Origin of the sequence: Paraburkholderia sp. BL6665CI2N2 (assembly GCF_004366535.1) — a bacterium.
GTDB lineage: Bacteria > Pseudomonadota > Gammaproteobacteria > Burkholderiales > Burkholderiaceae > Paraburkholderia.
Map to the genome: position 1 here is coordinate 7031624 of NZ_SORC01000001.1, position 26462 is coordinate 7058085.

20 protein-coding genes and 1 tRNA gene are annotated in these 26462 nt (G+C 58.2%); 15 read left to right on the plus strand and 6 right to left on the minus strand.

Annotation, left to right across the window (positions count from 1 at the left end):
* Positions 1–39: 39 nt before the first annotated feature.
* The 3 genes from B0G81_RS31570 to B0G81_RS31580 all read right to left on the minus strand — a co-directional run bounded on the left by B0G81_RS31570 (position 40) and on the right by B0G81_RS31580 (position 3395).
* On the minus strand, positions 40–1563 hold the full coding sequence (locus B0G81_RS31570) for a fumarate hydratase (protein ID WP_134140807.1): 1524 nt from the start codon (positions 1561–1563) through the stop codon (positions 40–42).
* Between the two features lie 55 nt (positions 1564–1618).
* Positions 1619–2188: a TIGR00645 family protein gene (locus B0G81_RS31575; protein ID WP_219907300.1), complete on the minus strand. Its 570-nt coding sequence runs from the start codon at positions 2186–2188 to the stop codon at positions 1619–1621.
* Between the two features lie 313 nt (positions 2189–2501).
* Positions 2502–3395: a DMT family transporter gene (locus B0G81_RS31580; RefSeq protein ID WP_134140812.1), complete on the minus strand. Its 894-nt coding sequence runs from the start codon at positions 3393–3395 to the stop codon at positions 2502–2504.
* A gap of 502 nt (positions 3396–3897) precedes the next feature.
* Between B0G81_RS31580 and acs the strand changes: the two genes are divergently transcribed.
* The 5 genes from acs to B0G81_RS31605 all read left to right on the plus strand — a co-directional run bounded on the left by acs (position 3898) and on the right by B0G81_RS31605 (position 10358).
* Positions 3898–5880 carry an acetate--CoA ligase gene (acs, locus tag B0G81_RS31585; RefSeq protein WP_134140815.1) on the plus strand — a complete coding sequence of 661 codons (1983 nt, stop codon included), beginning with the start codon at positions 3898–3900 and terminating at the stop codon, positions 5878–5880.
* 147 nt (positions 5881–6027) lie between these two features.
* Positions 6028–6402, plus strand: coding sequence for a DUF4212 domain-containing protein (locus tag B0G81_RS31590; protein WP_134140820.1), 375 nt, complete (start codon positions 6028–6030; stop codon positions 6400–6402).
* 4 nt (positions 6403–6406) lie between these two features.
* Complete coding sequence (locus tag B0G81_RS31595; protein ID WP_106285015.1) at positions 6407–8425, plus strand: sodium:solute symporter family protein; 2019 nt, start codon at positions 6407–6409, stop codon at positions 8423–8425.
* A 60-nt stretch (positions 8426–8485) separates the two neighbouring features.
* Positions 8486–8576: transfer RNA gene (locus B0G81_RS31600), tRNA-Ser, on the plus strand.
* A gap of 510 nt (positions 8577–9086) precedes the next feature.
* Entirely contained in the window at positions 9087–10358 is a 1272-nt protein-coding gene (locus B0G81_RS31605) for a hypothetical protein (RefSeq protein WP_134140823.1), read from the plus strand.
* Between the two features lie 84 nt (positions 10359–10442).
* Here the strand turns inward: B0G81_RS31605 and B0G81_RS31610 are convergent, their stop codons facing one another.
* The 3 genes from B0G81_RS31610 to B0G81_RS31620 all read right to left on the minus strand — a co-directional run bounded on the left by B0G81_RS31610 (position 10443) and on the right by B0G81_RS31620 (position 12996).
* On the minus strand, positions 10443–11021 hold the full coding sequence (locus tag B0G81_RS31610) for a hypothetical protein (protein WP_134140828.1): 579 nt from the start codon (positions 11019–11021) through the stop codon (positions 10443–10445).
* 520 nt (positions 11022–11541) lie between these two features.
* A complete protein-coding gene (locus B0G81_RS31615) occupies positions 11542–12117 on the minus strand; it encodes a hypothetical protein (RefSeq protein WP_134140832.1) in 576 nt (191 codons plus the stop codon).
* Positions 12118–12399: 282 nt separating this feature from the next.
* Positions 12400–12996, minus strand: a complete 597-nt coding sequence (locus tag B0G81_RS31620) for a recombinase family protein (protein ID WP_134140834.1) — start codon at positions 12994–12996, stop codon at positions 12400–12402.
* 274 nt (positions 12997–13270) lie between these two features.
* Here B0G81_RS31620 and B0G81_RS43885 point away from each other — a divergent pair, with 274 nt between their 5' ends.
* The 10 genes from B0G81_RS43885 to tssI all read left to right on the plus strand — a co-directional run bounded on the left by B0G81_RS43885 (position 13271) and on the right by tssI (position 26435).
* Positions 13271–13417, plus strand: coding sequence for a hypothetical protein (locus B0G81_RS43885; protein WP_166679085.1), 147 nt, complete (start codon positions 13271–13273; stop codon positions 13415–13417).
* A 46-nt stretch (positions 13418–13463) separates the two neighbouring features.
* Positions 13464–16049 carry an AAA family ATPase gene (locus B0G81_RS31625; protein WP_134140836.1) on the plus strand — a complete coding sequence of 862 codons (2586 nt, stop codon included), beginning with the start codon at positions 13464–13466 and terminating at the stop codon, positions 16047–16049.
* A gap of 27 nt (positions 16050–16076) precedes the next feature.
* Positions 16077–16541: a hypothetical protein gene (locus B0G81_RS31630; RefSeq protein ID WP_134140838.1), complete on the plus strand. Its 465-nt coding sequence runs from the start codon at positions 16077–16079 to the stop codon at positions 16539–16541.
* A gap of 82 nt (positions 16542–16623) precedes the next feature.
* The gene (locus B0G81_RS31635; RefSeq protein WP_134140841.1) at positions 16624–17145 is read left to right on the plus strand and encodes a hypothetical protein; all 522 of its coding nucleotides are present in this window, start codon (positions 16624–16626) and stop codon (positions 17143–17145) included.
* A gap of 323 nt (positions 17146–17468) precedes the next feature.
* Complete coding sequence (locus tag B0G81_RS31640; protein ID WP_134140845.1) at positions 17469–18137, plus strand: hypothetical protein; 669 nt, start codon at positions 17469–17471, stop codon at positions 18135–18137.
* Entirely contained in the window at positions 18137–18841 is a 705-nt protein-coding gene (locus B0G81_RS31645) for a hypothetical protein (protein ID WP_134140847.1), read from the plus strand. The genes B0G81_RS31640 and B0G81_RS31645 overlap by 1 nt, the downstream gene beginning before the upstream one ends.
* Before the next feature lie 436 nt (positions 18842–19277).
* On the plus strand, positions 19278–20021 hold the full coding sequence (locus tag B0G81_RS31650) for a hypothetical protein (RefSeq protein WP_134140851.1): 744 nt from the start codon (positions 19278–19280) through the stop codon (positions 20019–20021).
* Between the two features lie 508 nt (positions 20022–20529).
* Positions 20530–21465, plus strand: coding sequence for a M50 family metallopeptidase (locus B0G81_RS31655; RefSeq protein ID WP_134140855.1), 936 nt, complete (start codon positions 20530–20532; stop codon positions 21463–21465).
* Positions 21462–22415, plus strand: coding sequence for an IS5 family transposase (locus B0G81_RS31660; RefSeq protein ID WP_132374016.1), 954 nt, complete (start codon positions 21462–21464; stop codon positions 22413–22415). Before B0G81_RS31655 ends, B0G81_RS31660 begins: the two co-directional genes overlap by 4 nt.
* Positions 22416–23702: 1287 nt before the next feature.
* Entirely contained in the window at positions 23703–26435 is a 2733-nt protein-coding gene (gene tssI, locus B0G81_RS31665) for a type VI secretion system Vgr family protein (protein WP_134140860.1), read from the plus strand.
* Positions 26436–26462 lie beyond the last annotated feature (27 nt).

Below are 26462 nucleotides of genomic sequence, written 5' to 3' on the forward strand. Positions count from 1 at the left end.
GAGGCCCCGGCTTTGAATTATTCAGCGGATGTCAATAGTTCAAACCGTCGCGACTGGAATCTTGCCGATCTTTGCTTGCCATTCCTTCGGCCCGGTTTGATGAACGGAAGTGCCGTTCGAATCGACGGCCACCGTCACCGGCATGTCCTGCACGTCGAACTCATAGATCGCTTCCATGCCGAGGTCTTCGAACGCGAGAACCTTCGCGCTGCGAATCGCCTTCGACACGAGGTACGCCGCGCCACCCACCGCCATCAGATACGCGGCCTTGTGCTTCTTGATCGCCTCGATGGCGACAGGACCGCGTTCCGCCTTGCCGATCATCGAGATCAGGCCGGTTTGCGACAGCATCGTCTCGGTGAACTTGTCCATGCGCGTTGCCGTGGTCGGGCCTGCGGGACCGACGGCTTCGTCGCGCACCGGATCGACCGGGCCGACGTAGTAAATCACGCGGTTCGTGAAGTCGACCGGCAGCTTCTCGCCCTTCGCGAGCATGTCGGCGATGCGCTTGTGAGCGGCGTCGCGGCCCGTCAGCATCTTGCCCGACAGCAGCAGCGTCTGGCCCGGCGTCCACGCAGCGACTTCTTCCGGCGTCAGCGTGTTCAGATCGACGCGCTTGCTCTTCTCGGTGTCCGGTTCCCACTGCACCTTCGGCCATGCGTCGAGCGACGGCGCTTCGAGCTTGGCAACGCCCGAACCATCCAGCGTGAAGTGAGCATGACGCGTAGCCGCGCAGTTCGGGATGATCGCGACCGGCTTGGACGCGGCGTGCGTCGGCGCGGCCATGATCTTCACGTCGAGTACGGTGGCGAGACCGCCGAGACCTTGCGCGCCGATCCCGAGCGCGTTGACCTTCTCGTGCAGTTCAACACGCAACTCTTCGATCCAGTCCTTGGGACCGCGTGCGATCACGTCCTGAATGTCGATCGGATCCATCAGCGATTCTTTCGCCATCACCATCGCTTTCTCAGCGGTGCCGCCGATGCCGATGCCGAGCATGCCGGGCGGGCACCAGCCCGCGCCCATGGTCGGCACGGTCTTGAGGATCCAGTCGACGATCGAATCCGACGGATTCAGCATCGCGAACTTCGACTTGTTTTCCGAGCCGCCGCCCTTGGCCGCGACCTGCACGTCGACGGTATTGCCCGGCACGATCTCGTAGTGGATCACGGCCGGCGTGTTGTCTTTCGTGTTCTTGCGGCCACCTTCCGGCGGGCTCACGATCGACGCGCGCAGCACGTTGTCCGGGTTCAGGTAACCGCGGCGCACGCCTTCGTTGATCATGTCGGTGACGCCCATCGTCGCGCCGTCCCACCGCACGTCCATGCCGACCTTCACGAACACCGTGACGATGCCGGTGTCCTGGCAGATCGGGCGCTTGCCTTCGGCGCACATGCGGCTGTTGGTGAGAATTTGCGCGATGGCGTCTTTCGCGGCGGGGCTCTGTTCGAACTCGTAGGCGCGGCCGAGTGCCTGGATGTAGTCGAGCGGATGGTAATAGCTGATGTACTGAAGCGCATCAGCAATGCTCTGAATCAGATCTTCCTGTTTGATGACGGTCATGGCTAGCTCAGTGGGGACGGTGGCGCTTGTTGTCGGACTCGCCGGGCAGGGCGGGTCAGTCGCGCGCCTTCAGGGGAGTGGAACCTTTAGCGGAGCCCACGGCGTGCAAAACGGCGGGCTCTTCGAAATGCTTTGGATGCGTGTGCGTGGTGAGGCGGTCGACCAGCGCCATCACGAGCGCCGAAACAAGGAACGCGACGTGGATGATCACCTGCCACATGATCGTATGCGTCGAATTCTGGTCGGGGCTGATGAAGGTTTTCAGCAGATGGATGGACGAAATGCTGATCAGCGCCATCGACAATTTGACTTTGAGGACGCCGGCGTTCACGTGATCGAGCCATTCCGGTTCGTCCGGATGACCCTCGACGCCGAGGCGCGACACGAACGTTTCATATCCGCCGATGATCACCATGATCAGCAGGTTCGAGATCATGACCACGTCGATCAGGCCGAGCACGACCAGCATGATGTTGGTTTCGTCGAGCGTCATGGAAGCCGTGACGAGATGCCAGACTTCCTTGAGGAACAGCACGACGTAGACGGCCTGGGCCACGATCAGGCCCAGATAGAGCGGCAACTGCAGCCAGCGGCTCATGAAGATGATGGAAGGGATCGGGCGCATCGGGCGGCGCTGATGGGCGAAGTCGGATCGCGGAGCGGTCATGGGCAAGAGTCAGACGAAACGCAGGTGACGGAACATGGACTAAATGCGCGGACTATATGCAGCCTGTGCGCGGCAGACCAGGCGCGCAAACCCCGGAGTGGACGGCGCGACCCGCGGCCGGAGAAGACCGGAAAAGCTCGCATCAGGCGCGCTATTGTACAGCGCCGGGTGAATTTGCTGCGTTGCGGCGGGCAGGATGGCGGCGCTGCGACAGGCGGGGCGCTCGACCCAGTACCTTGCGAACGGCGGCTGGCGGCCCGCACTTAAACAGTCACGACGCCACGGGCGGCACCCGTTTAACCTTCAGGCTGGCCAGCCCGATCCCCGTGACCACGCAGGCGAGCGCGATGCCGTGCGCGAAGGTGGGCCGCTCGCCGAGAAACGCGATGCCGTAGATCGCGGCCGCCACGGGCAGCACGGCGCTGAACACGCCCGCGAGACTGCCCGGCACATGACGGATGCCCTTCATCCACAACCAGAACGAAAAGATGCTCGCCGACAGTCCGTACCACAGCACCAGCGTCCAGACGCTGAGCGGCACCGCGCGATAGTCGAAGTCGAGCAGCGCGCTCGCGCCGAGCGGCAGCATCAGCAGAAGGCCGAAGAGATGCGTGTACGCGCAGATGTCGATCGGTGCGAGCGTTTGCGTGAGACGCCGTGACAGGATGATGTAAAGCGATTCGCAGCACACCGCGCCGAGCACCATCAGGTTGCCCGCGAACGAAGTCTCGCCGCCCGAACTCTGATCCACGTGCGCGAGATTGATGACAACCACGCCGACGATCGCCAGTGCGATCGACGCAAGTGCCCGACCGTTCGGACGCTCTTTGAGGATGAGCCACGCGAGCAGCGCGACCACCGCGGGGATCGTGCTCATGATGACGCCGGCCGCGAGCGCGCTCGTGCGTTGCACGCCGCCGAGCATCAGCAGCGTAAACCCGAAGGTGCCGAACAGGGCCTGCAGGAAAAGGTTGAACCACTCGTCACGCTTCACGCGGCGCAGTCTGGACACGCGCAGAAGCGGCCACAGTACGACTATCGCGATTACGAAGCGCAGTAGCGCGAACAGCGGAACGGGGAGGAACTCGACGATCGATTTACCGATTCCGACATTGCTGCCGACCAGCAGCATCGAGGTGATGAGAAGCAGGGAGTAACGATTCAAGCTGGAATCCGGACGGCTAGTTCAGTTAGCATTGTAAGAGGCCGTGCGAGCCAGCGTAAAGGCGCGCCACGGGTATGCGAGGTTCGCACGGCGTCACGGCATGCGGCGTGTTCGGTCCGCGCTGGGTCTATGCGCGGGCTCGGATACATGATCGTCGTGGAACGCGTAGCATGCGTTGCTTCGCGCTGCATGCGTCGCTCGCTGCTGGAGTCACAGGAGCGGCGTTAGGGTTTTCGCTGGCTATCCGGCGCGTTGCGCGTAAGTGGCTGGTAAGTTGCAGCGCTTATGTTTGAGCGTGAGGGCGGAACGTCGTCTGACATGCATTCATGCTGCGGTGCCGCATGAGTCATCGGTGCAGACGGACGGCCCGTGGCGCAATGATCGGCGATCGGCGCGCGAGGGTTGGAGACAGCGCCGCTCGTTGCGGCGTCAACAAGACAGAGGGCGCGCAATCGGCGCGCCGGCACAGGTTTTACGTTTCATCTTCACCAAGGGGTTGTCGATGTCTGCGATTGAATCGGTTCTTCACGAACGCCGTGTTTTCCCTCCCTCCGCTGAAGCAGCGGCAGGTGCCGCGATCTCCGGCATGGACGCGTACCGCGCGTTGGCCGCCGAGGCGGAACGCGATTACGAAGGTTTCTGGGGACGCCTCGCTCGCGAGACGCTAAGCTGGAACACGCCCTTCACCAAAGTGCTCGACGAATCGAACGCGCCGTTCTACACGTGGTTCGAGGACGGCCAGATCAACGCGTCGTATAACAGCATCGACCGTCACGTCGAGGCCGGCAACGGCGAGCGCATCGCGATCATTTTCGAAGCCGACGACGGCACCGTTACCAACGTCACGTATCACGATCTGCTGCAGCGTGTATCGCGCTTCGCGAACGCGCTGAAGAAGCGCGGCGTGAAGAAGGGCGACCGCGTGGTGATCTATATGCCGATGTCGATCGAAGGCATTGTCGCGATGCAGGCATGCGCGCGGATCGGCGCGACGCATTCGGTGGTGTTCGGCGGCTTCTCGTCGAAGTCGCTCAACGAACGGCTGGTGGACGTGGGCGCGGTCGCGCTCGTCACCTCGGACGAACAGATGCGCGGCGGCAAAGCCTTGCCGCTGAAGAACATCGCCGACGAAGCGCTGGCAATGGGCGGTTGCGAAGCAGTCACGAGCGTGATCGTCTATCAGCGCACCGGCGGCAAGGTCGCATGGAACGAAGGCCGCGATCTGTGGATGCACGAACTCGCGCAGGCCGAATCGGATCAATGCGCGCCCGAGTGGGTCGGCGCCGAGCATCCGTTGTTCATCCTGTACACGTCCGGTTCGACGGGCAAGCCGAAGGGCGTGCAGCACAGCACCGGCGGTTATCTGCTGTGGGCCGCGCAGACGCTGAAGTGGACCTTCGACTGGAAGGCGTCCGACGTGTTCTGGTGTACCGCTGACATCGGCTGGATCACCGGCCATAGCTACATCACGTATGGTCCGTTGACGCTCGGCGGCACGCAGGTCGTGTTCGAAGGCGTGCCTACGTATCCGAACGCCGGCCGCTTCTGGGACATGATCGCGAGGCACAAGGTCTCGCTGTTCTATACGGCGCCGACCGCGATCCGCTCGCTGATCAAGGCTGCTGACGCCGACGAGAAAGTGCATCCGAAGAGCTACGACCTGTCCACGTTGCGCATCATCGGCACGGTTGGCGAGCCGATCAATCCCGAAGCGTGGATCTGGTATTACGAGAACGTCGGCGGCAGCCGTTGCCCGATCGTCGATACGTGGTGGCAAACCGAAACCGGCGGGCACATGATCACGCCGCTGCCGGGCGCGACACCCCTGGTGCCGGGTTCATGCACCTTGCCGCTGCCGGGCATCATGGCCGCGGTCGTCGACGAAACCGGCCAGGACGTGCCGAACGGGCAGGGCGGCATTCTGGTGGTGAAGCGTCCGTGGCCGTCCATGTTGCGTAACGTGTGGGGCGATCCGGACCGCTACAAGAAGAGCTACTTCCCCGACGAACTCGGCGGCAAGCTGTACCTTGCGGGCGACGGCGCGGTGCGTGACAAGGACACAGGCTACTTCACGATCATGGGCCGTATCGACGACGTGCTCAACGTGTCGGGCCACCGGCTCGGCACGATGGAGATCGAGTCAGCGCTCGTGTCGAACCCGCTCGTCGCGGAAGCCGCTGTGGTGGGGCGCCCGGATGCGACGACGGGGGAAGCCGTGTGCGCGTTCGTCGTGCTGAAGCGCGCGCGTCCGGAAGGCGAGGAAGCGGTGAAGCTCGCCAACGAACTGCGCAACTGGGTCGGCAAGGAGATCGGTCCGATCGCCAAGCCGAAGGACATCCGCTTCGGCGAGAACCTGCCGAAGACGCGTTCGGGCAAGATCATGCGCCGCCTGTTGCGTTCGCTCGCGAAGGGCGAGGAAATTACGCAAGACGTATCGACGCTGGAGAACCCGGCGATTCTCGATCAACTCGGCGAGTCGCTTTAAGCTTGCATGGGTCTGTGTAAAGGGCAAGGGTTTGTCGACGGCATACCCTTGGTCGCACGCAGATTGCTGGTCATGAAGCCACGTTGTTGAAGCCACTGGGCGGACAATCCCGATTGCCTGGCCGGTGGCTTTTTGATACATAGGCGCATGGCCGCGCCGCATCACTCCTCTCACGCCACGCTCAATCCCTTGCCCGAACCGCCCGCGGTCTCGGCAGCGATGGCGCGCGCGCATCAAAAGTATTGGCGCTTCAACCTCGCATTGATCGCGACGTTGATGACCTTGGGCTTCATCGTGTCGTTCGTCTTGCCGCTGATGGCGCCCGCTCTCGCGCAGGTGCGGGTCGGCGGCTTCAGGTTGCCGTTCTACTTCGGCGCGCAGGGTGCGATCCTGATCTATCTCGCGCTCATCGTCGTGTATATCGTGCTGATGCAGCGCGCCGACCGCCAGTTGAAACGCGCCTTTGACGCGGACGCAAGCGCCAGCGTCGGCGCCGACGCGTCCGTCGCGCGCGGAAACTGAGCCGATGAAGCTCACGAACCGGCTGATCTCCTCCTACGCCCTTTACACGCTCGGCTTCCTGCTTTTCATTTATGTGATGTGGCGCATCGAGCGCACCACCGGCCCCGGCGTATGGATCGGCTATGTGTTCCTGTTCGTGCCGATCGCGGTCTATGCGGTGATCGGCCTGCTGTCGCGCACGTCCGATCTGGTCGAATACTACGTGGCCGGGCGGCGCGTGCCGTCGGCCTTCAACGGCATGGCGACGGCGGCCGACTGGCTTTCAGCAGCCTCGTTCATCGGCCTTGCTGGGTCGATCTATGCGACCGGATATGACGGTCTCGCGTATCTGATGGGTTGGACCGGCGGCTATTGTCTCGTCGCGTTCCTGCTCGCGCCGTATGTGCGCAAGCTCGCGCGCTACACGATTCCCGATTTTCTCGGCACGCGTTTTTCGAGCAACGCCGTGCGCGGCCTTGCCGCGCTGGCGGCGATTCTGTGTTCGTTCGTTTATCTGGTCGCGCAGATCCAGGGTGTCGGCCTGATTGCGACGCGGTTTATCGGCGTGGATTTCGCCGTCGGCATCTTCTGCGGACTGGCGGGCATTCTGGTGTGTTCGTTTCTTGGCGGCATGCGCGCCGTGACGTGGACGCAGGTCGCGCAGTACATCATCCTGATCGCGGCGATCCTGATTCCGGTGTCGATGATCGCGCACAAGGACGGCCTTGGCTGGGTGCCGCAATTCAATTACGGCCGCTTGATGGAACGTGTCGAAGGCCTCGAAAAGCAGGTGCGCGACGCGCCGCTCGAGCAGACCGTGCGCGACGATTATCGCCGCCGTGCCGCGCTGATGCAGATGCGGCTCGACACCTTGCCGCAATCGTTCGTCGACGAGAAACTGCGTCTCACGCAGGAAGTCGCCGATCTACGCCGCCATAACGGCCCGCTGCGCGAGATCAAGGAGCGCGAGCGGTCGCTCGAACAGTTTCCACGCGATGCCGCCGCCGCGCAGATCGTGTGGACCCAGCGACGCGATGAAATGCTGATGCGCGCGGCCGCGCCCGTGCCGATGCATGAGCCGTTCCCCGCCGTGAGTGATGAAGACCGACGCATTCACGAACGCAATTTTCTTTCGCTGCTGCTGTGCCTGTCGCTCGGCACGGCGAGCTTGCCGCATATTCTGACGCGCTATAACACGACGACCTCGGTGGCCTCGGCGCGACGCTCCGTCGGATGGACGCTGTTCTTCGTCGCGCTGTTCTATCTGACGGTGCCGGTGTTGGCGGTGCTGATCAAGTACGAGATATTGACGAACCTGGTCGGCCATCACTTCTCCGACTTGCCGCAGTGGCTCATGCAATGGCGCAAGGTGGAGCCGAGCCTGATCAGTCTTGCCGATACGAACGGCGACGGCATCGTGCGCTGGAGCGAGATTCAGATGCAGCCTGACATGGTCGTGCTTGCCGCGCCGGAGATTGCGGGGCTGCCGTATGTGATGTCGGGGCTGATCGCGGCGGGCGCGCTGGCCGCGGCGCTTTCCACCGCGGACGGTTTGCTGCTCACCATTGCCAATGCCTTGTCGCACGACGTGTACTACCACATGGTGGATCCGAATGCGTCGAGTCAGCGGCGCGTGACGATCTCGAAGATTCTGCTGCTGGGGGTGGCGCTGTTCGCGTCGTATGTAGCGTCGCTGAATACGGGAAACATTCTGTTTCTGGTGGGCGCGGCGTTTTCGCTGGCGGCTTCGAGTCTGTTTCCGGTGCTGGTGCTGGGCGTGTTCTGGAAGCGCACCACGCGGCTCGGCGCGGTGGCGGGCATGGTGGCGGGGCTGGTGGTGTGCATCTATTACATTGTCTCCACGTACCCGTTCTTCACGCAGATGACGGGTTTCGCCGGCGCGCGGTGGTTCGGGATCGAGCCGATCAGCTCAGGCGTATTCGGCGTGCCGGCGGGGTTTCTGGTGGCGATCGGCGTGAGCCTGATCGACCGGAAACCGGACGCTTACACGCGGGCGCTGGTGGACTATATCCGGCATCCTTAGGCCGGTTCGCGCATGGGTATGGCGCGGCGCGCGAAGTTTGCTATAATTCGGCTCCCCGCCGGAGAGATGGATGAGCGGTTTAAGTCGCACGCCTGGAAAGCGTGTATAGGTTAATAACCTATCCGGGGTTCGAATCCCCGTCTCTCCGCCAGAAATGAATGATAAGCCGTTGAATCCAAAAGAGATTCAACGGCTTTTTGTTTTTTGACGTGCAAAACGACTATCAAACCAATCCGGCGAACTCTTTTTGCCGCGTAGCATATGAATCACATACACATTGGAATCACATACACATTGGAATCACATACACATTGGAATCACATACACATTGGAATCACATACACATTGGAATCACATACACATTGCTTGCGCAAATGGTTCGCGGTCGCTACGCTCCTCCGAATGCTTGCATAAAGCGATTGATCCGCGAACGTCGGACGCTCGCGTAACCTACGTGGAGGGATGCGCCCTGAGGGAGCAGCCTCACCGGGAGATCGACTCGGGGGATTCGGTCAAAGTGGGATAAAACAAATTGCTGCTGGCAAAAAACCGAAACCTAGCCCGCTGAGGCTCCAGATTTTGGTCGAACTTTCACAGAAATTGAGCCCTGAAACGGGCCGTTTCGACAGCGAAAAAAATAGTGCTCTTGCAGACATCTGAGATGACGAAATCCCATACCCAGACCCCGCAGCCCAAAAAAGGCGCACCCAGAGCTTTGATCTGGACGCTCATTGCCGGGGTCGGTTTCATTGCCGCGATCCTCATTGTTATTAGCGTTGAAACTCTCACGAGCAAAGAAAGCACTCTGCTGGGCACGCTCCTTACGCTACTTGCAGTAGGAATCGGCTGGGGCATCTCTCATTACTATGCTTCGATGGACAAAGCGGCGGCAGTGGCTGAAGTTCGCGAGTTCGAGCAGCGGAACCTTAGAACATACGCACTCAAGGCTGCGGAAAAGGTCACAAACTTATCGAAGGAGTTAAGCAGGCTTTCGACTTATTTGCAGGAAGAGTTGCAGTACACGGAATATCGGAACGCCGAAGAGGAGCTCTTTGCAAAGGAGGAAAGGATCGAAAGCGCCATCCATATTCTGGGTTCACTTCGGTCTATCAACGACACGAGCTTGAGCGATTGGCAAGGGGTAATCGGCGCGGAGTTGGACGAGCAAAGACAAACTGAAGAGGTGCGAGCCGAGGCCCTCGGCGAATTGACGGATCGGCTCGCAGCCCTCGAACGTGCCTCAACGGAAAATGTTCCTGTAACAGAGGACCTTGAAATAAAGGCGCTTAAACGCGAAGTTCGGGCTCTTGCCGCAGACATCAACGGAATCTCGTTCCGTCCTAAGAAGGCCCGGCCGCCCTACCAAGAAGTAGTCGCGCTTTGTCCAGTCTGCAACGTAGATGTGAGCTTTCGGCTTCGTGAGCGAGATGGGGAAATCAAAGCCGTTCAATGCAAGCACTGCGAGTCAAACCTGATCGCTGAGTACCGCGAAGATAAAGGCGTTATCGTACGCCAACGACAAGAACTTCCTGAACCCATCCACTGTCCAGAGTGCAACTTTGAATTTTCCGTTGACTTGGATGAGTGGCCGTCAGCCTCCTCGAATGCCACATGTCCTCAATGCCAAGAACCAGTTCGGGTATCACGAGCTGACGCTGGCAAGGACCTTCGTGTTGTGCCTCGGCAGCCCAAGGCACTCCAGCCAGTCACACCTGAGATCATCGATCGAGTACGGCAAGCGCTTCCGACACAGCCTTGGCCAAAGGGGGTACACCAGTCCGTGGCGGCGCAGTTGCAACTCAGGCCGCAAACAGTTCAAAAGGCAATGCAGCATCTCATCCGCACTGGCGAGTTCTCGGATCAGGTCGACGGCGTTTTGTGCACGACCGCAGAGAAGCTCGAGCTGATACGATCGGCTGGTCAGTATCTATGACGCGTGTCGATCATCTATACGGCACTCGAGCTACGAGCGATAAGCATTTCATCGAATAGCAATAGATCGACCACGCTCCAACTCCTACGGAGCGATGCGTGTCTTGTGTGCCTGCATCGCCGCCCACAAGCGGTCCAAGACGTCTGGGGCCGGCTTTGCCTTCGCGACAACGCCGACGCTGGTGAAGGCGTTTAGGCGCAATTTATCCAGCCGTTCCCGACTCAACAAGATTTCATCAAAGAATCCTTCCTGCTCGACCAGTTGGAACCATCCGCTATTCCGGCCCGCTTCGATAAAGAACGTCACACTTTGCCCGTGCTGCAACGTCGCGGGCAAGCGCGGATTCTGCGCGTACTGAGCCGGAGAATCCACGTTCTGATAACCGGCAACCTTTGCCCGGCGCGACGGCTTCCACGAAAAGCCTTCGACGGTCGCGGGCGTAATGCCCAGATTTACTATATTAATGCACAGGAATTCAGGCCACGGTGGCCCGGGCAATCCTCCGCCGAGTAGAATTCTCAGCCCGACTGTCAGCCGAAGTTCGGGTTTGGGCTTTCGATTGGCAAGCCAAAGGGAAACGATGACCGCACCGCATGTCCCGATGGCGGATGCAATTTGCGCGCAGTCGACGACGTACTTCCACCACATTGGTTGATCTAGCATGTTCGCTGGCTTCTCTGATCGTCGATTTTCTGTGGTTGAGTGCGACCAGTGTATAGGCAACGCCGACTCCACTTGTGGCGGTGCGGTCGAACGTCATCGTTACGCGAGCTACTTGTCCTTCGCACTCACCGCAGCCATTGCAATCGCAGTTGCCACCGTCACGCCTATTTTCAGCGCAGCTTTCCCAACCTCGGCCGCGACATTGCTGGCTGTTTCAGTGCATGCAGGGCACAGTTCATGGTCGTAGACCGATGTTCCCTTTGCATAGTCGTGGCAACTCGGGGAACGACACAAGTAAATCGTCTCTCGACATTCAGGGCAGCGACATTTGTCTCTGCGAACGGTGTTCTCCTCGATCACGTCGGGTTCAACTGCGTTCGAGCAGAATGGGCACTTACCTTTTTGTTTTTTTGTCATTTCCAGACCCCACGGCGAAAAGAACTCGCTGTCAATACCACGGAGAAGTACGGACCTGTAGTTTTTGGATGCTGCTGCGACTACCGCATTTAAATCGACGAGGCTAACCGTGACACAAGATGCACAGCTTGCGTCGATCCTTGGGGCGACGCCACAGCTTCAAATCGAGTTCTGCACGATGCAACCTCAACTGTCGCGCGAGCAAGCTCGCGCTCGCCTGAAACGCCGAATTCCTTTCCTGATCAAGGGCGCCTATCGTTGTCCAGTTCAACTTCGTCATCGCGCCATGCTTTCTGCATCGTTCGAAGGCCATCAAGCCTTCTGCGACATGGCGGTCCAAGGGAATCTCAAGCAGCTTGTCAAACCGATTCAAGCTGTATCGTTTCCGGATTTCGAAGTCTCTGGAACACAAATAGAGAAAAATGTTTAAGAATTTGCGCGCATGCCCCCAGCTCTTGCTTTGCAGTTTGCCGCTCAACGCAGCAGTCCACCGCTCCAATACTGTCTCGAAGTCTGCAGGACTAGCGAGTTCGCTTAGAGTCGCAAGGTCGATGCGAATGAGAAAGCCTTGCGCGGCGATGATCGTGCCTTCCGGCTGGCCGCGCGCAGATGAACTTGTTACCGTGATCCTGCTCAGTCGCTCTCGATATAGGGAGAGCCTGTGCTCATCGTTCTTCATAGGGTGATCGTCTGGCGGACTGATGAGGAAGGACTGACTGATATAACGGCACAACCTGCGCCATGCTTTAACCTTTCTTCGCGTAAATGTCGTTCAGCAGTGATTGGCTCCACTAGATCGGTGCACTAGCATTGGGTTTCTTGCGGCGACCACGTAACATGGTGGACGAGCGCGCGACCGGAAAGGGGATGGGGGATACCTTCGATCGATCTGAACTGCCATGGGCCGTAGTAGCAAGCACCCACTCGATCTCGGTGTGCTTGCTCAATGCATTGCACTGATTCAGTCATTAATTTCGGCACACGCCCGCTTTACCGTCGCCGCTGCAACGCCGAACTTCTCGGCGGTTTCCCGGATGCTTGCTCCGGTTTCCGCGCGCCACGCCTTGATGGCGGCGTAGTCGTGGGATCGGGCGCGCCCCTTGTATTTCCCTTCTGCCTTCGCGATCGCTACGCCGCGCCGCTGCATTTCGGCACGGTTCAGATAATCGGCTTCGCCCTGCGCGGACATGAACGCAAGAACCGCGTCGCGCATCGCTTTATCGATGGCGTCCTCGGCGTTACCGTCAAACACCATCCCGTTGAGCGTACATTCAACGCGCACGCCAAGGTCCATGAGCCGACGCATAGTTCGATACAGTTCGTCGTAGCGACGACTGATGCGGTCGAGCCAGCGCACGATGAGAATGCCGCCATGCCGTAGATCGTGCTCCGCTTTGCGCCACTGTTCCCGCTCGCCGGGCGCGACGTGATAGCCGCTCACGCCCTCGTCAATGAAAACGTCCTTGTCCTGCACGCCGTGGGCTTTGGCGTCATCGTACTGACTCACTGAAGACTGGCCGTCTGTGGTGGAAATCCTCCCGTAATAGAGTTTTCGCATGGTTTCGATTGGCTCTTTTGAATAGATGGCTCAATTTTACCATAGCTCAAATTGACGGTTGATCCTAATGAGCCGGTAGAACCCGGCGCAGCCCATGGCGCGACAGGGTGTACCGAAATGAGCCATCGTCGCGGGCTAGTGCGAGAGGGCGTTGACGGGTGCTTATCTGAGTTCGACTATCAATCGTTGTTTCGCTTGTCAATCGCGGCGCAAGGACATACGATCATCGCAAGTCGGTAGAACCGACCGAACAAAAATATTCTGAGAGGCGACCATGGCAACAGGCAAAAAAGCCGCGTCTGACGCGGCGAAGATTCTGCGCGATCCGAAGGCCTCGAAAAAAGAAAAAGAGGTGGCGGCTTCGGACCTGTCCGGGCGCAAAGGCGCGACAAAGGCGAAACCGAAAACTAAATCGCGTTGACGCGGTTCGGCACAGCGTGCCGAACACGGAACTCCTTGGGGGCAAGATGAGTAAGACGTCATTTGAGGACTGGCTGGCCGAGCGCCCGCGCTGGATGCAAACGGCAGCAGCGCGGTTGCTCGGATCGCAGCGCCCACCGGAAGACAAGGATATAAACATCCTTGCCGATCTCTGCCTCGCTGAGGCGTCAAAAAATCCCGCGGCTGTATTCGAGGCGGTGCCCGCAGGCGCATTTACCGCTGCGGTCGCATCGCTGCATGTCAGGTTGTCCAAGATCGAGAAGGTGAGTGGAGTTAACGCAATCCGGCAGGATGCAACGCTCGATCTCGACAATAAAGATTTCGCGATTGTCTATGGCCCGAACGGTGCCGGGAAGTCCGGCTTTGCGCGGCTGGTGAAAAACGCGTGCGGCGCGCGAACGCGCACAGACCTTCTTCCCAACGTCTTCTTAGCGAAGCCCATTCCGCCTTCAGCAGAATTCGTTGTGGTGCAGAATGGTGCGACCGAGCCCGTTGAATGGACGGCAGCAGCAGGGCCAGCCGCAAAGCTCCGGCATATCCACGTTTTCGATTCTGCCGTCGCCGCATCATACGTCAACGATAAAAATGTTGCGTCTTATGAGCCGCGCCGCATGCGGTTCATCTCGCGGTTAATCGAAATATCGGAACGGGTGGCCGCCGAGTTATCGCGGCGGAAGAACGCGTTGCCGACAAAGCTTCCGCTAATGCCGCCGGACCATACCGACACGAAAGCGGCGGTATTCTGGGCCGCGATTAAACCTGCGACAACGCAGGCTGCCGTTGATGCCGCGTGCGTTTGGACGGCAGCGGACGCGGACGAGCGCCTCAAGATCGAGACGAGCCTGAAGCAGCAAGACATTTCCGGTCGTCTGAAAGAACTGGAGCGCCAGAAGAAGCTCCTCTTGCAGCTTGCAAATGAAGTGAAGAGCCTTCGTGATGCGCTGTCCGACGACACGCTGCTTGCGGTTCTGAATGCCCGACGTGACGCGGCCGAAAAGCGGAAGGCGGCTACCGACGATGCCGAGCGCGTATTTGCTAATGCGCCGCTCGATGGTGTTGGTAAACAAAGCTGGCGCCTGATGTGGGATCAGGCACGGCAGTATTCGGAAGAGTTGGCTTACCCAGATAGGTCCTTCCCTGCTGTCGATGAAAGCGAGGATAAATGCGTCTTGTGTCAGCAGCCGCTTGATGATGTGGCGCGTGCCCGGCTGTCGAGCTTCGAGACGTACGTGAAAGGTGGACTTGAAACTGGGGCGAAGACTGCGGAAAAGTTGCGTGACTTCTTGATCAAGGCTTTGCCTGTATTGCCGTCCGTCGCCAAATGGCGCTTGGATGTTGGGCTCGTGAAGATCGAGGCAACCGACGCTGACAGCTTGCTCGAGGCTATTCAGGCTCGCCGCGCAGCGGCGGAGACAGCCGCTGTCGTTGCCGACATGCCGCCAGTCGGCTGGGTGCAGTTGGATGAGGGAATCGCCGCTCTCACGGCATCGCTGGTGAAAGAGGAGGCGATCCTTACTGAGTTGCAGAAAGATGGGAAGAAGGCCGAACATGAAAAGACGCTGAAGGAGCTTCGCGCGCGTGAATGGATGATGCAACAGAAGACTGCTCTGGAAGCAGAAATTGTGCGGAAAGGCATCATCAGTAACATTGACGAAGCGATCCGCTTGACGGGCACGAATGCTCTCACCCGCAAGAAAAACGATCTCACGGACGAGGAGCTTGCGAAGGGCTATCAGGAAAGATTTCTCGCCGAGATATCGTCGCTTGGCGGAAAGCGTCTACTCGTCAGTCCAGAGCCTTTGCAAGAGGGCAAGGGCCGAATTTCGTTTGCGCTTAAGCTACGCGACACGAAACAGAACGCCGCAGCCCATGCCGTTCTGAGTGAGGGAGAAAGCCGAATTGTTGCGCTGGCAGCCTTCCTCGCCGATATCACCGGCTCGGGGCAGTCGACGCCGTTCGTTTTTGATGATCCGATTTCATCTCTCGATCAGGAGTTTGAAGAGCGCGTCGCTGATCGGCTGGTTAAGCTGTCGCGCACACGGCAGGTGATCGTTTTCACACACAGACTTTCATTGCTGGCCCTTCTAGAAGATGCGTTGGATAAGGCCAGCAAGAATGCGGCGACCACGGGCGGTGATTCCCCTACACGAGCCTTCATATCACTGCGGCGGCTGGGCACGCTGGTGGGCGTCGTGGATACGCTTGATGTAAGGCGAGAACGGCCCGACAAGGGCTTCGCGAAGCTGCGCGACCATCGGTTACCCGCTTTACGCAAGCTTCTGGACGCGGGCGATGTAGGGTACGACAATGATATGAAGGCGGTTTGCGGCGACTTCCGAATACTCGTCGAGCGGTCTGTCGAGAAGGTTATGTTGAGTGGATTGATCGAGCGCTTCCGGCGCTCCGTCCAGACCCAGCAGATTCGATCGCTGGCGAAGATCACGCCGGACGACTGTGTGCTCGTCGATCAGATGATGACGAAATATTCACGCTTTGAACATTCGCAATCGGACGAAGTCGACGCGAACCTTCCAGGAGTTGACGAGCTTGCCGACGATCTCAAACTTATGATCGATTGGATTGGGGAATTTGATAAGCGCGCAGCGGCGTAGGTCAGAGATGGGCACAGTGATCGGCAAATGCGAATACTGACCTACAAGCGAACTCACACGGGTGATCCAGATCGTTCGGGGCGATTCGGTATCAACGACTGCATGGGGAGGATTCGTGATTTTCATTTTGATGCCGTGATCGGTGTGGGAGGCATCGGTGCCGAACCAATGAGTTTAGGAATCGCGCAGAAATTGACTTGGATCGGCGTCGGTCCTCGACGCAGTTCGGACAACAAAGGTCGCCGTGGCGACATCGTTACGTTTGACCGCTTCCTGTTGATGGACGCCGAAGGCCTGGAATTGAGAAGTGTTGCGCCAAACCTCGCAGGACGCATGTATCACGGACGAAGCCGATTCGTGCTTGACTCATATTCCGATGCGGAACGCGTCGAAGCTCTTGCCCTCCTGAAGTGGGCCAGCAATGTAACGGTGACTCTCCCAATGTCTCGGAAAACTCACGGTCGGTGTCGTCCCAACGTTTGCTCTTGCTGACGTCACTAAAGATAGGCGGTGCTTGACCAGTCTCCGCCCGATTTCTGGCGCTCGAAGACACTGCGACAGCTAAGGAAATGAAATGAGTCTTGATCGCGAATACCAGCATGAACTTCTGAAGCAACTCGCCGAAAGTTATCCGCTTCCATTCGATATTCGCCAAATTGCCCGTGCGTGGGACGACGCCGCCGAGTTTCGATATGCAGCAAATATGTGTTACCTCGAGGAACACGGACTCGTGGAAGCGAACGTTACATATGGGCTCGATCACCATCTGTCGTTCTCACTGCCCAAGATTACGGCCCGAGGTCTAGACTTTCTCGCGGACGATGGTGGATTGTCGGCAATACTCGGTGTAGTCACCGTCAAGATTCATGAGGAATCCCTTCGTGCCCTTTTGCTCGTCAAGGCCGAAGGGCTTCCCGACTCGACCCCTGAAGAACGATCCGCGGTGGCAGAGGCAGTTCGAAATCTCCCAGCTCGATCAATCCAGACAGTCGCAGATAAATTGATCGCTTTGGGCGTCGAGCATCTACCAACGGGCGCGCACCAACTGCATATCTGGTTGGATCAAGCAATTTCGTCGCTGCGTGGTGCGGTCTAACGGATGGGCCTAGAGCGTCGACAAGGGAATTCCGTTCGACGTGTCGAAGCGGGGCACTTTATCTTCGACATCCTATCCAAGCGCTTCGAGCATCTTCGTCTCGATGCTGGGCGTCGAGACGAGTGTGCTCCCCGCAATCTTGGCTCTGCGTACACTTCGGACCGCCAGCGTGCCACATCCTGCCAACGATGATGATGGAACCACGAGTCAGGATGCTAAGATTGCTGGCCGCATATAGGCGACGATTGCTTGCAAAGGCGCGACTGTCGCGACCTGCTATTCACTAGAAGGACATACCGCGCTAAGCGCGTTGAGGATGACGTATGAGCAGCATGCCGACAATCCGGGTCTTTCAAGACCTTTCGGTCATTGCCGTAGACAAAGACGCTCCGGCACTGCGTGACAAACTGATTGCAACAGCGCGGAAGCCTTGGTTCCACGATCCCGAAGCAGAGTCGCGCATCGTTGGCGCAAAATTGCTTCCCGGCGAAGGGATGGTCGCGTTTAGGCGCGAACGCGACCTCGATGCCGAAGCTGCACTTGTGACCCTTTGGCCCAACGGCGCGGGTGGCTACAAAGTGACAAACATCGTTCCGCGCGAGGCAAACTCGCTGAGTGAGCAGCAGTACAACGTCATCCTGCGAGACTTTGCAGAGACAGTTGTAAAGGCTGCGGCTCCGGATAGCTCAATCGAATTGTCCCCGGACCACGAAGGTCCGCTCGACTGGACCAGCCAATCGGCTGCAAACGCGCTATGGGAATTTTGTGCCTCGGCAAATAAGGCAACCGGAGCCAGCCATCCGAGCGACCGACAAAGCTGGATGCATTTCCTTGTCATGCAGCACGAAACGGGACATGGAAGACTCACCCCTTCCCGTCTTGCGCAGTGGTTAGTGAAAGCGGACAAGTGGCCGGAAGACGTCGCGAATGATCTCGCGATTGAATACGAATCGGCCATCGAACTCCTCGACTATTACGATGGACACAAGTAATGGGGCTCGTCGCATCTGAAGTGCAACGATTGGTCGCGCTCGGTGCGCCCGTCCTTTGCGCTGATACCTGTTCCATCTTGGATATCATGCGTGATCCGACGCGCGAGGAAGCTCGATCGCATAATTTTCAGGCCGCACTAGACTTGGTCGCCAAAATGGCGAGCCATGGGAAATTGGTTAGCCTCTTAGCACCACAAGTACAACGAGAGTTAAATGCAAACACGGCGGAAGTTGAGGACGTAACAAAGTCCAAAATATCCAAATTTAAACAACAGGCCGATAGAGTTTTTGCAATTGCCCGGATTTTCGGCGTCACGGGAACGGTCGAACTTAGTGACCTTCCTAGGTTTGCGGTAGGGGCTCGCTCTGCGTTTGACCGCTGGATCGCGGCGTCAACGCCTACCGTACAGAGCGCAGGCGTTGCCGATCGCGCAATTGCTCGCATGGATATAGGCAGGACGCCGGGGAAACCTGGTGGTGGCCTGGTGAAGGATTGCATCGTCATTGAGACGTATCTCGAAGCCGTGACCGAATTGCGGGACGCGGGCTTGAAGTCTAAGATAGTCTTCCTCTCGTCCAATACGAGAGACTATGCGGGGAGGGATGACTCCGGTCTCAACCACGATCTCAAGGCCGAATTTGATCCCCTCGAAATTGTTTACGCAAGCAATGCCAGCCACGCAAAAGTTCTGCTCGGGGTCTAGTCAGTCGAACAACCGGACGACAACGGTTGCCAGAACCACAAGCCACTCCCACACCTCGTGATCACTCGGGGCCAGAAAGACGATGCTATGAACGGAATCAGACACTCCCCTGCAGTGCAGCCGTGTCACGAGCGAAACGGTGAGAGTGCGCAAGGGTGTGCCAAGCATTAAAACGGACGGTCGCATTGGTCGCGGCGGTCTGCTTTGCGTTGTGTAACCGGTGTTTGTTCATAGGGCGTGAACGTCGGATATCATTGCAACCGACCGACGGCAGGTGAAGAGTTTCATTTGATTTGACGAGGGGAAGACACGCAGTTAATGCGCCGTTAGCTGCTTTCGACCCGGACTTGAATGCAACCACAGTCAACATGACCGTGTCGAACAACCGAATATTGCAGGGGTGCCACTTATGTCTGGGTTTTCACTGGAAATCCGAATGCAGTTATATATGGCTGCGGGATGTGTTTGTATGCGTGAAGGCTGCAACAACAAGCTCGTCGCCCCAATAACTCCAGGAAAGCAATTGATCATCGGTGAAGGCGCTCACATTGTCTCGGGAGCAACCAATGGTCCACGTCATCGAGTGTTGGCTGCCTACGATACCTTTGAGAATGGCATTGCTCTTTGCGCTAACTGCCATCGCGAGGTTGATAATCGTCAGCTTGCAGGTACTTATACCGAGAACGTCTTGCGTGCCTGGAAAGCCCAAGCAGTTGTCGCTGCGAGCCAAGGTATCGGCAAGCCCGTCATCACTGGGGGCTTCAATCGTCGTGACGAGTGGGCGATTGTCGATAGCTTCCGGGAGAAGTTGGGCACGCTCCTGGCCGAACTTTGGCCTTTTACCGACGGCTGGGAGATTTCCGATGAGGGGTTAAATCAGATCAGTACAGGAAGTCGTGGATTTGATCCGTTCAGCCGCTGGGGACAACGCCATCCGCTTAGGTCGGTCGATCCAGGATATGCCCCGCGCCAAGACGCGATTATCGAATGCCTAGAAACGCTTCAGGCAATCGTTCGAAGGAAAAAGTGGGACTACTCTAGGACGAATACTCCTCGTATCAAACGCTTTCTTCCTGAACTGACTATTCGTAGCAACGAAGATCGGGAATACGCTGCCGAAATCGCAAACGGAATCGCAGTGTTCAAACGTCTTGCCCAAGAATTTATCAACGGCCATTGACAGGCACAACGACCAGTTTGCTGATCTCATTTCTAACCGGCGGGACCGCGACAAGCCGCTAGAGGCAGCTTTCCGATCAGAAATGTATCTTCTACCGTGGCTTACTCTGCGGCAGCGCCAAATGAACACACGAGGTATCTGCAAGCCCATGCGGGAAACGCTTTTCGCATGTTCTGGCGGCAAGTGTGTTTTCGCGTTGAGCGGTCGTTTTGAAACAAACCGTGAAATGAAATGGGTCCGTGCGAGGCGTCATGGCAGCCTGAAAACGGCCAAAACGAGGCAGTCAGGGCCGCATGATTCATTCACTGGATGAGCTGGCGCGCGATGCCGATGATCTTTTGACTAAAGCAGAGTCATGGACACCGTCGAACTCGGACAAAGAGCTGAAGACCGCAGGCGAGGAACCGGGGGAACGAATCCGGGACCGAGCCGTTAGCGTCATTCGATGTGAAACCGCGGAATCGTTGAGAATTGCTTAACCCTTAACGGCTCACTAAAAACCAAAACTATGAGTCAACCAATCCGAATCTCCGAAGTAGCCTATCAGTGCTTCCATGAGGCTGGCCACGCTGTTGCAACATATTTGTTCGGGGGCAGCGTCGCGTATATGGAACTACTCCACGACAATAAGCAACGCTCAGCAGTGACGCGCGCTATTCGACCGCCTGAATCGAAACAATTGATCGCACTGGCTGGCTTTGCAGCCGAGTATCTACTCTTTAAAGCGGGCCTGCTCGTTGCTCAGAATGGCACTACGCTCACTGAGGCGGCGTTCATCGACCAATCGATGAAGAACGCTCGCGACGACAGGATTTCATACTTCGGCAACGACTATTCGCTATCTGATGGCACTTGGCCTAAACATCTAGACGAACGGTTCATGAGAGTTGCGATGTATCGAGTTGCTCCGCAGCTCGAGCTAAAGCTTTCCCAGCTGGACGAATTGGCGAAGACCTTGGAAACGCAGGGGAAGGTGGAGCAAGACCAGATCGAACGAATATTGGAAATTGCTGTCGATGTTAGGCAGCGGGGATATGCTATAGCGAAGCGCGACGCCGCGCCGAGCAAGCTAGTCACCGGAAATATCCGGACCTGCATCGCGTTCTATGGTAAGGACGATAAAAACGGCGTGACATTCCTTAGCCATTTTGATAGACCGTGCAGCGTTTTTGGTCTTTCCGAACTGATAAAGGACCTGAAGCGGTCTGGCTGCGACTTGCGCCAATGTAAGCTATACACGGTTTCAGGAGTATGGCCTTACACGCAGATAATTCTGTTCCTGATCGCGGGGGTGATTGCCGCCGATCCGAATTTTTGCCCAAACTTGGCGCACTGGTGGCGATATATAGTGATTGGCACACTAAGGAAAGTCTGCAAAAGTCCTGGCGTTGAAGTCTGGTTGGCCTATCCTGGGAGAACGCGAGTTAAAGGAGTTCGTCGATGACACAGCTCGGTCTTGGTCTGGATCTTTCAACGAAACGTACGCGCAAGCGGGAATTTCTCGATGAGATGAGGCGCGTTGTGCCATGGTCAAGGTTGATTGCGTTGATCGAACCGCACTATCCGAGGGGCAAGACTGGAAGGCCACCATTTCCGGTTGCGACGATGCTGCAGATCCACTTCATGCAGCAGTGGTTTGGTCTGTCAGACCCTGCGATGGAAGAGGCGCTTTATGACGTGCCGCTGTATCGCGAGTTTGCGGGGCTGAACGAAGGTATGACGCGTTTGCCGGACGAGAGCACGATTCTGCGGTTCCGGCACCTTCTCGAAACGCACGGCCTGGCCGCGCAGATGCTCACGCTGGTCAATGAGATCCTGACCGAGAAAGGCTTGATGTTGAAGGCAGGGTCGGCGGTCGACGCGACCTTGATTTCCGCACCCAGTTCGACGAAGAACGGCTCCGGTACACGGGACCCGGAGATGCACCAGACGAAGAAGGGAAATCAATGGTACTTCGGGATGAAAGCCCACATCGGCGTGGACGCGGAGTCGGGTCTGGTCCACACCGTCATTGGTACGGCGGCCAACGTCCACGACATCATTGCGGCCGAAGCGCTGTTGCACGGCCAGGAAAAGGATGTGTACGCTGACGCCGGATATCAGGGTATTGAGAAGCGCTGTCAGGCGAACCCGGTACGCTGGCATGTAGCGATGCGACCAGGCAAGCGTCGACAACTGGACCTGAACAATCGTCTGGACGCGATATACAACCAGATTGAGCGTCTGAAGGCTGGCGTGCGCGCCAAGGTTGAACATCCGTTCCGCGTGCTCAAGCAGCAGTTTGGCTATACGAAGACGCGGTACCGGGGATTGTTGAAGAACACCGCGCAGATCACGACACTGTTTGCGCTGGGCAACCTCTGGATGGCACGCAAGGCATTACGCAAGGCGTGAAACGCTCGGAGGTAAAGGCCGTGAGTCTCGGCAAACGGAGGTCGTCATACCTGAAAAGCCAGACGAACAACCTGCCAGCAGACGCTTACGGCTGATACGCCCCAAGTGTCAAAAAATCAGCGCTCTGAAAACGAGTTGTGCAGACCTTCCCTAACTCTTAGTGCAGTGTACTTTGCAGGAACGTTGCCATTCCTATACTTGTACTGGTTCGTAAAAACCGGGAGCTTTCGAAATTGCCCAAAATTCCTCGGTTATAAGGCATGGCTACCGGCGTGGATAAGAACCCGCGTGCGCGTGGACGCGAAAGAAGGTGTTGAACCGAACGTCGAGACATATCGAGAAACGCAAAGTGGACGCTGGTTGCCTCTGCCTGGAGGCTGCAGAGAATTGACAAAGGCTAAGGGCTCAGTTTGATAACGTCGAGTTCTGGAGGGGGCATGCACGGGGAGAGTGCATCGCAAGGCGTGGCCATCAATTCAAAAAATGTATGACCACGCCTTCCGTAGACATTGTTGAATCTGTCACCGTTGTATCAGCCGAAGTGTCAACTCGCGACACGCCGCACATGAGATCAACGAATTCGTGACCAGCGCCCAGCGTCGCCGTGGTGACAGCCGCATCCGGGCTGTACCTCTTCCGGCCCCCCCGCGCGCGCATGGGTAGTACCGTCAAGCCACGCGATGCCGAGCATCAGCACGCATGGCGCAACCAGTTTCCACCGGACGGGCGGTCCCAGGCGCACCGGCCGTTCAACGAGCGCGGTTGTTAGCCACGCCAGCACGACGCTCACGACGACAATGCCGGTCCGCACGCCCACTGGCGGTTCGCAAACAGAGCGATAGCAGCTGCGATTTCCCGTTGTTCAGAATGTACTTTGCACCGGATAAGTCGACTTCCGCATACAGACACCTGAAGTTGGACCACGACTTGAACCCCGCGAGGCGGCGTATTCTAGGGCCACGCCCCCGCTGTTGCCGTGAGCCGCACACACCTCGACTGAGATTTATCTACCCAGCATAAAATCTGTTAATTCATGTCATGAAGTTGACTTGAAGTTGCAGCGCGGCTGATATGATCAGACTAGGCCCTTCCTTTTTCGTGTCCGGTCAGCTCGCCGGGAATGGTCCTCTATATTTCGTCAAACCTACACCATGGCTCGGGGTGTGCCGGTGCCATCGTGAACCTCGTATCGGGGAATCGAGATAGCCAGCAATCGATCGGCTGCCGGGTCATCAAAATCCTCGGTCGCTCACGACAAAAAACACGTTAAAAGTAACTGGGGTGGAAATGAATGCGCAGGATATTGTGAGAGCCATTCAGAGCGGACTGATCCAGCAGGACCGTTTGCTGAAACTGGATACACCGCTCGGGAACAGTGTGCTGTTACCGCAGCGGGCGGCGGGCTGGTCGCGAATCGGGCGACATTTCGAATTCACGCTCGACGTCCAGTCAACAAACGGCAATATCAAGCTTAAGAAACTGATCGGCCAGCCAGTAACCCTGTGGCTTCAGCAGGCAGATAAATCCTATCGCCCCTTTCACGGCTATGTGTTCGGCGTGCGGAGACTGGGATCAGATGGCGGATTAACCAGCTATTCGATCCGTTTTGCCTCGTGGATGAATTTCCTCAAATTCCGCCGCGACCAGCGTATCTGGCAGGATAAGTCCGCCGATGCCATCCTGACCGATGTGTTCAATACCCACCCCCAGGCGAAAGGGCAGTTTCAGTTCAAACTCTCGACACCGTTACCGCCGAGGTCTTATTGCACGCAATATGAAGACGACTGGAATTTTGCTCATCGGCTGATCGAAGAGGAGGGACTGTTCGGCTTCTGGACACAGAGCGAGGACGGCAAGTCGCATACGCTGACGATTACGGACCGGCTTGACACGTTTGAACCGCTCGCCCCGCAGACGGTGCAGTTTTCCCGTTACGGTACGAGCAGCGAACTGGACGCGTTGGTTCACTGGTCGAGCGAACGCACCCTGCACAGCGCGGTGCTGACAACCCGTACAGCCGACTACAAAAGCCCGTCGTCGCTCGCCAATCCGAAAGGCACCAGCATCCCCACGGTGTCGCACGAATTGCCGGACGAGCTGGAAGTCTACGAATACACAGGACCCTATAGTTACCTGAAGCAGGAACGCGGCGAGCACCTGTCGAAGATTCGCATGGAGCAATGGGAGTCGGAGGCGAAGCGGTTTTACGGTGTCGGCGGTGTGCGCGGCATCGATGCCGGTCGCTGGTTCGAACTCACCGGGCATCCCGAGCACGACCCCGACGCCGCCGACAGGCGGCAGTTCGCGATCATCGAGACGGTGTGGCTGATCGAGAACAACGTTCCGGCGTCGAGTCACCATGCGAACTTCCCGCACAGCTTGCAAAACCGGATAGCCCAAGCGCGTGAAAGCGCCCAGGACAGTCCGGCTTCCAGCGTGCCGCACGCAGATGGCTCGGGCGGTTTTTTCCGCGTCGAGATAGAGGTCCAGCGCAAGTCCGTGCCGTTCCGCAGTCCGTTTGAACATCGCAAGCCGGTCATGCAGTTACAGACGGTGACCGTGGTGGGACCGGGCGGACAGGAAGTTTATACGGACGAACTGGGCCGCGTGAAAGTGCAGTTTCATTGGGACCGTATCGGTCAGCGCGACGACCGGAGCTCGTGCTGGGTGCGTGTTGCGCAGCCGTGGGCGAGCGGCGGCTTTGGTGGTATCCAGCTGCCGAGAATTGGCGACGAGGCGGTCGTTTCGTTTCTCGACGGCGATCCGGACAGGCCTCTCATCACGGCGCGCGTGGGCAACGGCACGAACCGACCGCAGTGGAACCTGCCCGATCAGCACATGCTGTCGGGGTTCGTCAGCAAGGAAATCGGCGGCAGCCAGAACAACGTCTGGCTCAAGGACGACACCACCGGTCAGGTGCAAACGCAGATACGCAGCGATCACCTCGAATCGGGCCTGCACGCGGGCTATATCACGCGGGTAAGTGAGCCGTCCGGTCGTGCCGAAAAACGCGGTGAAGGCGTGGAGCTGCGCACCGATGGGAATGCGGCCGTGCGTGGTGCGCGCGGGCTGCTGCTGACGACTCATCCGCGCTCGGGCGCAACCGGAGACGCATTCAGCGTTGATGAGGTGAACCTCCAGTTGGCGAGCGCCCAGGATACGGCAGCGAGCCTCGCGCAGTCGGCTCAGACAGCGGGGGCACAGGATGGCGAACAGAAGGCGGTCGCCAGTACCCTGAAAGCGCAGGCGAAGGCCATCCAGGGTGGCGGTGCGCTGAAGCAGTTCGAGCAACCCCATCTCGTACTGGCAAGTCCCGCTGGTGTCGCCACCAGCACGCCGGAGCAGATTCACCTGAGCAGCGGCAAGACTACCTCGGTCACGACCGGCGCGCACGTATCGATCAGCACGGGCGGTGGCTTCTTCGCCAGCGCGCGAAAAGCATTTCGCCTGTTCGTCACCGAGGCGGGCATGCGGCTCATCGCGGCTGCAGGTGACATCGATGTGAAGGCGCTGAAGGACAGCATCAATCTCCTCGCGAAGCTCAATGTCACGGTGACCGCCACCAAGATCACGATCAGCGCGCAGCAGGAAGTCGAGATCAACGGGGGCGGCAGCTATACCCGATGGACGTCCGGGCAAATCAAGCATGGGACGTCCGGTGGCTTCGAGGTGCACTCGGCAAACCGGACGTTCACCGGGCCGGACAGCGTGAGCACGCCGACTATTCCGGCCTTGCCGCCTGAGAAGGAGCAGTTGCATTTCGCGCTCGGAGCGTTGCCGGGCGAAGCACATCAGTTCGCTAGTGAACCCTTTGACCTCTACAAGGGCGGCGCAAAGATCGGCGAAGGCGTCACCGACGAATTCGGGCGTGTCGTCGTGAAGGATCATCAGCCCGGTACGCCAGCGTACCAGGTCAAGCTCGCCAACGGCAGTCACTACGATCTGAACGTCAAAGATGCCCTTCAGGGCGATCCGGACCATGCCGACCAGCGGACCAATCGTGGCGAACGGCTGGCCTGATACGTTACACCCAGACACACTGATGAC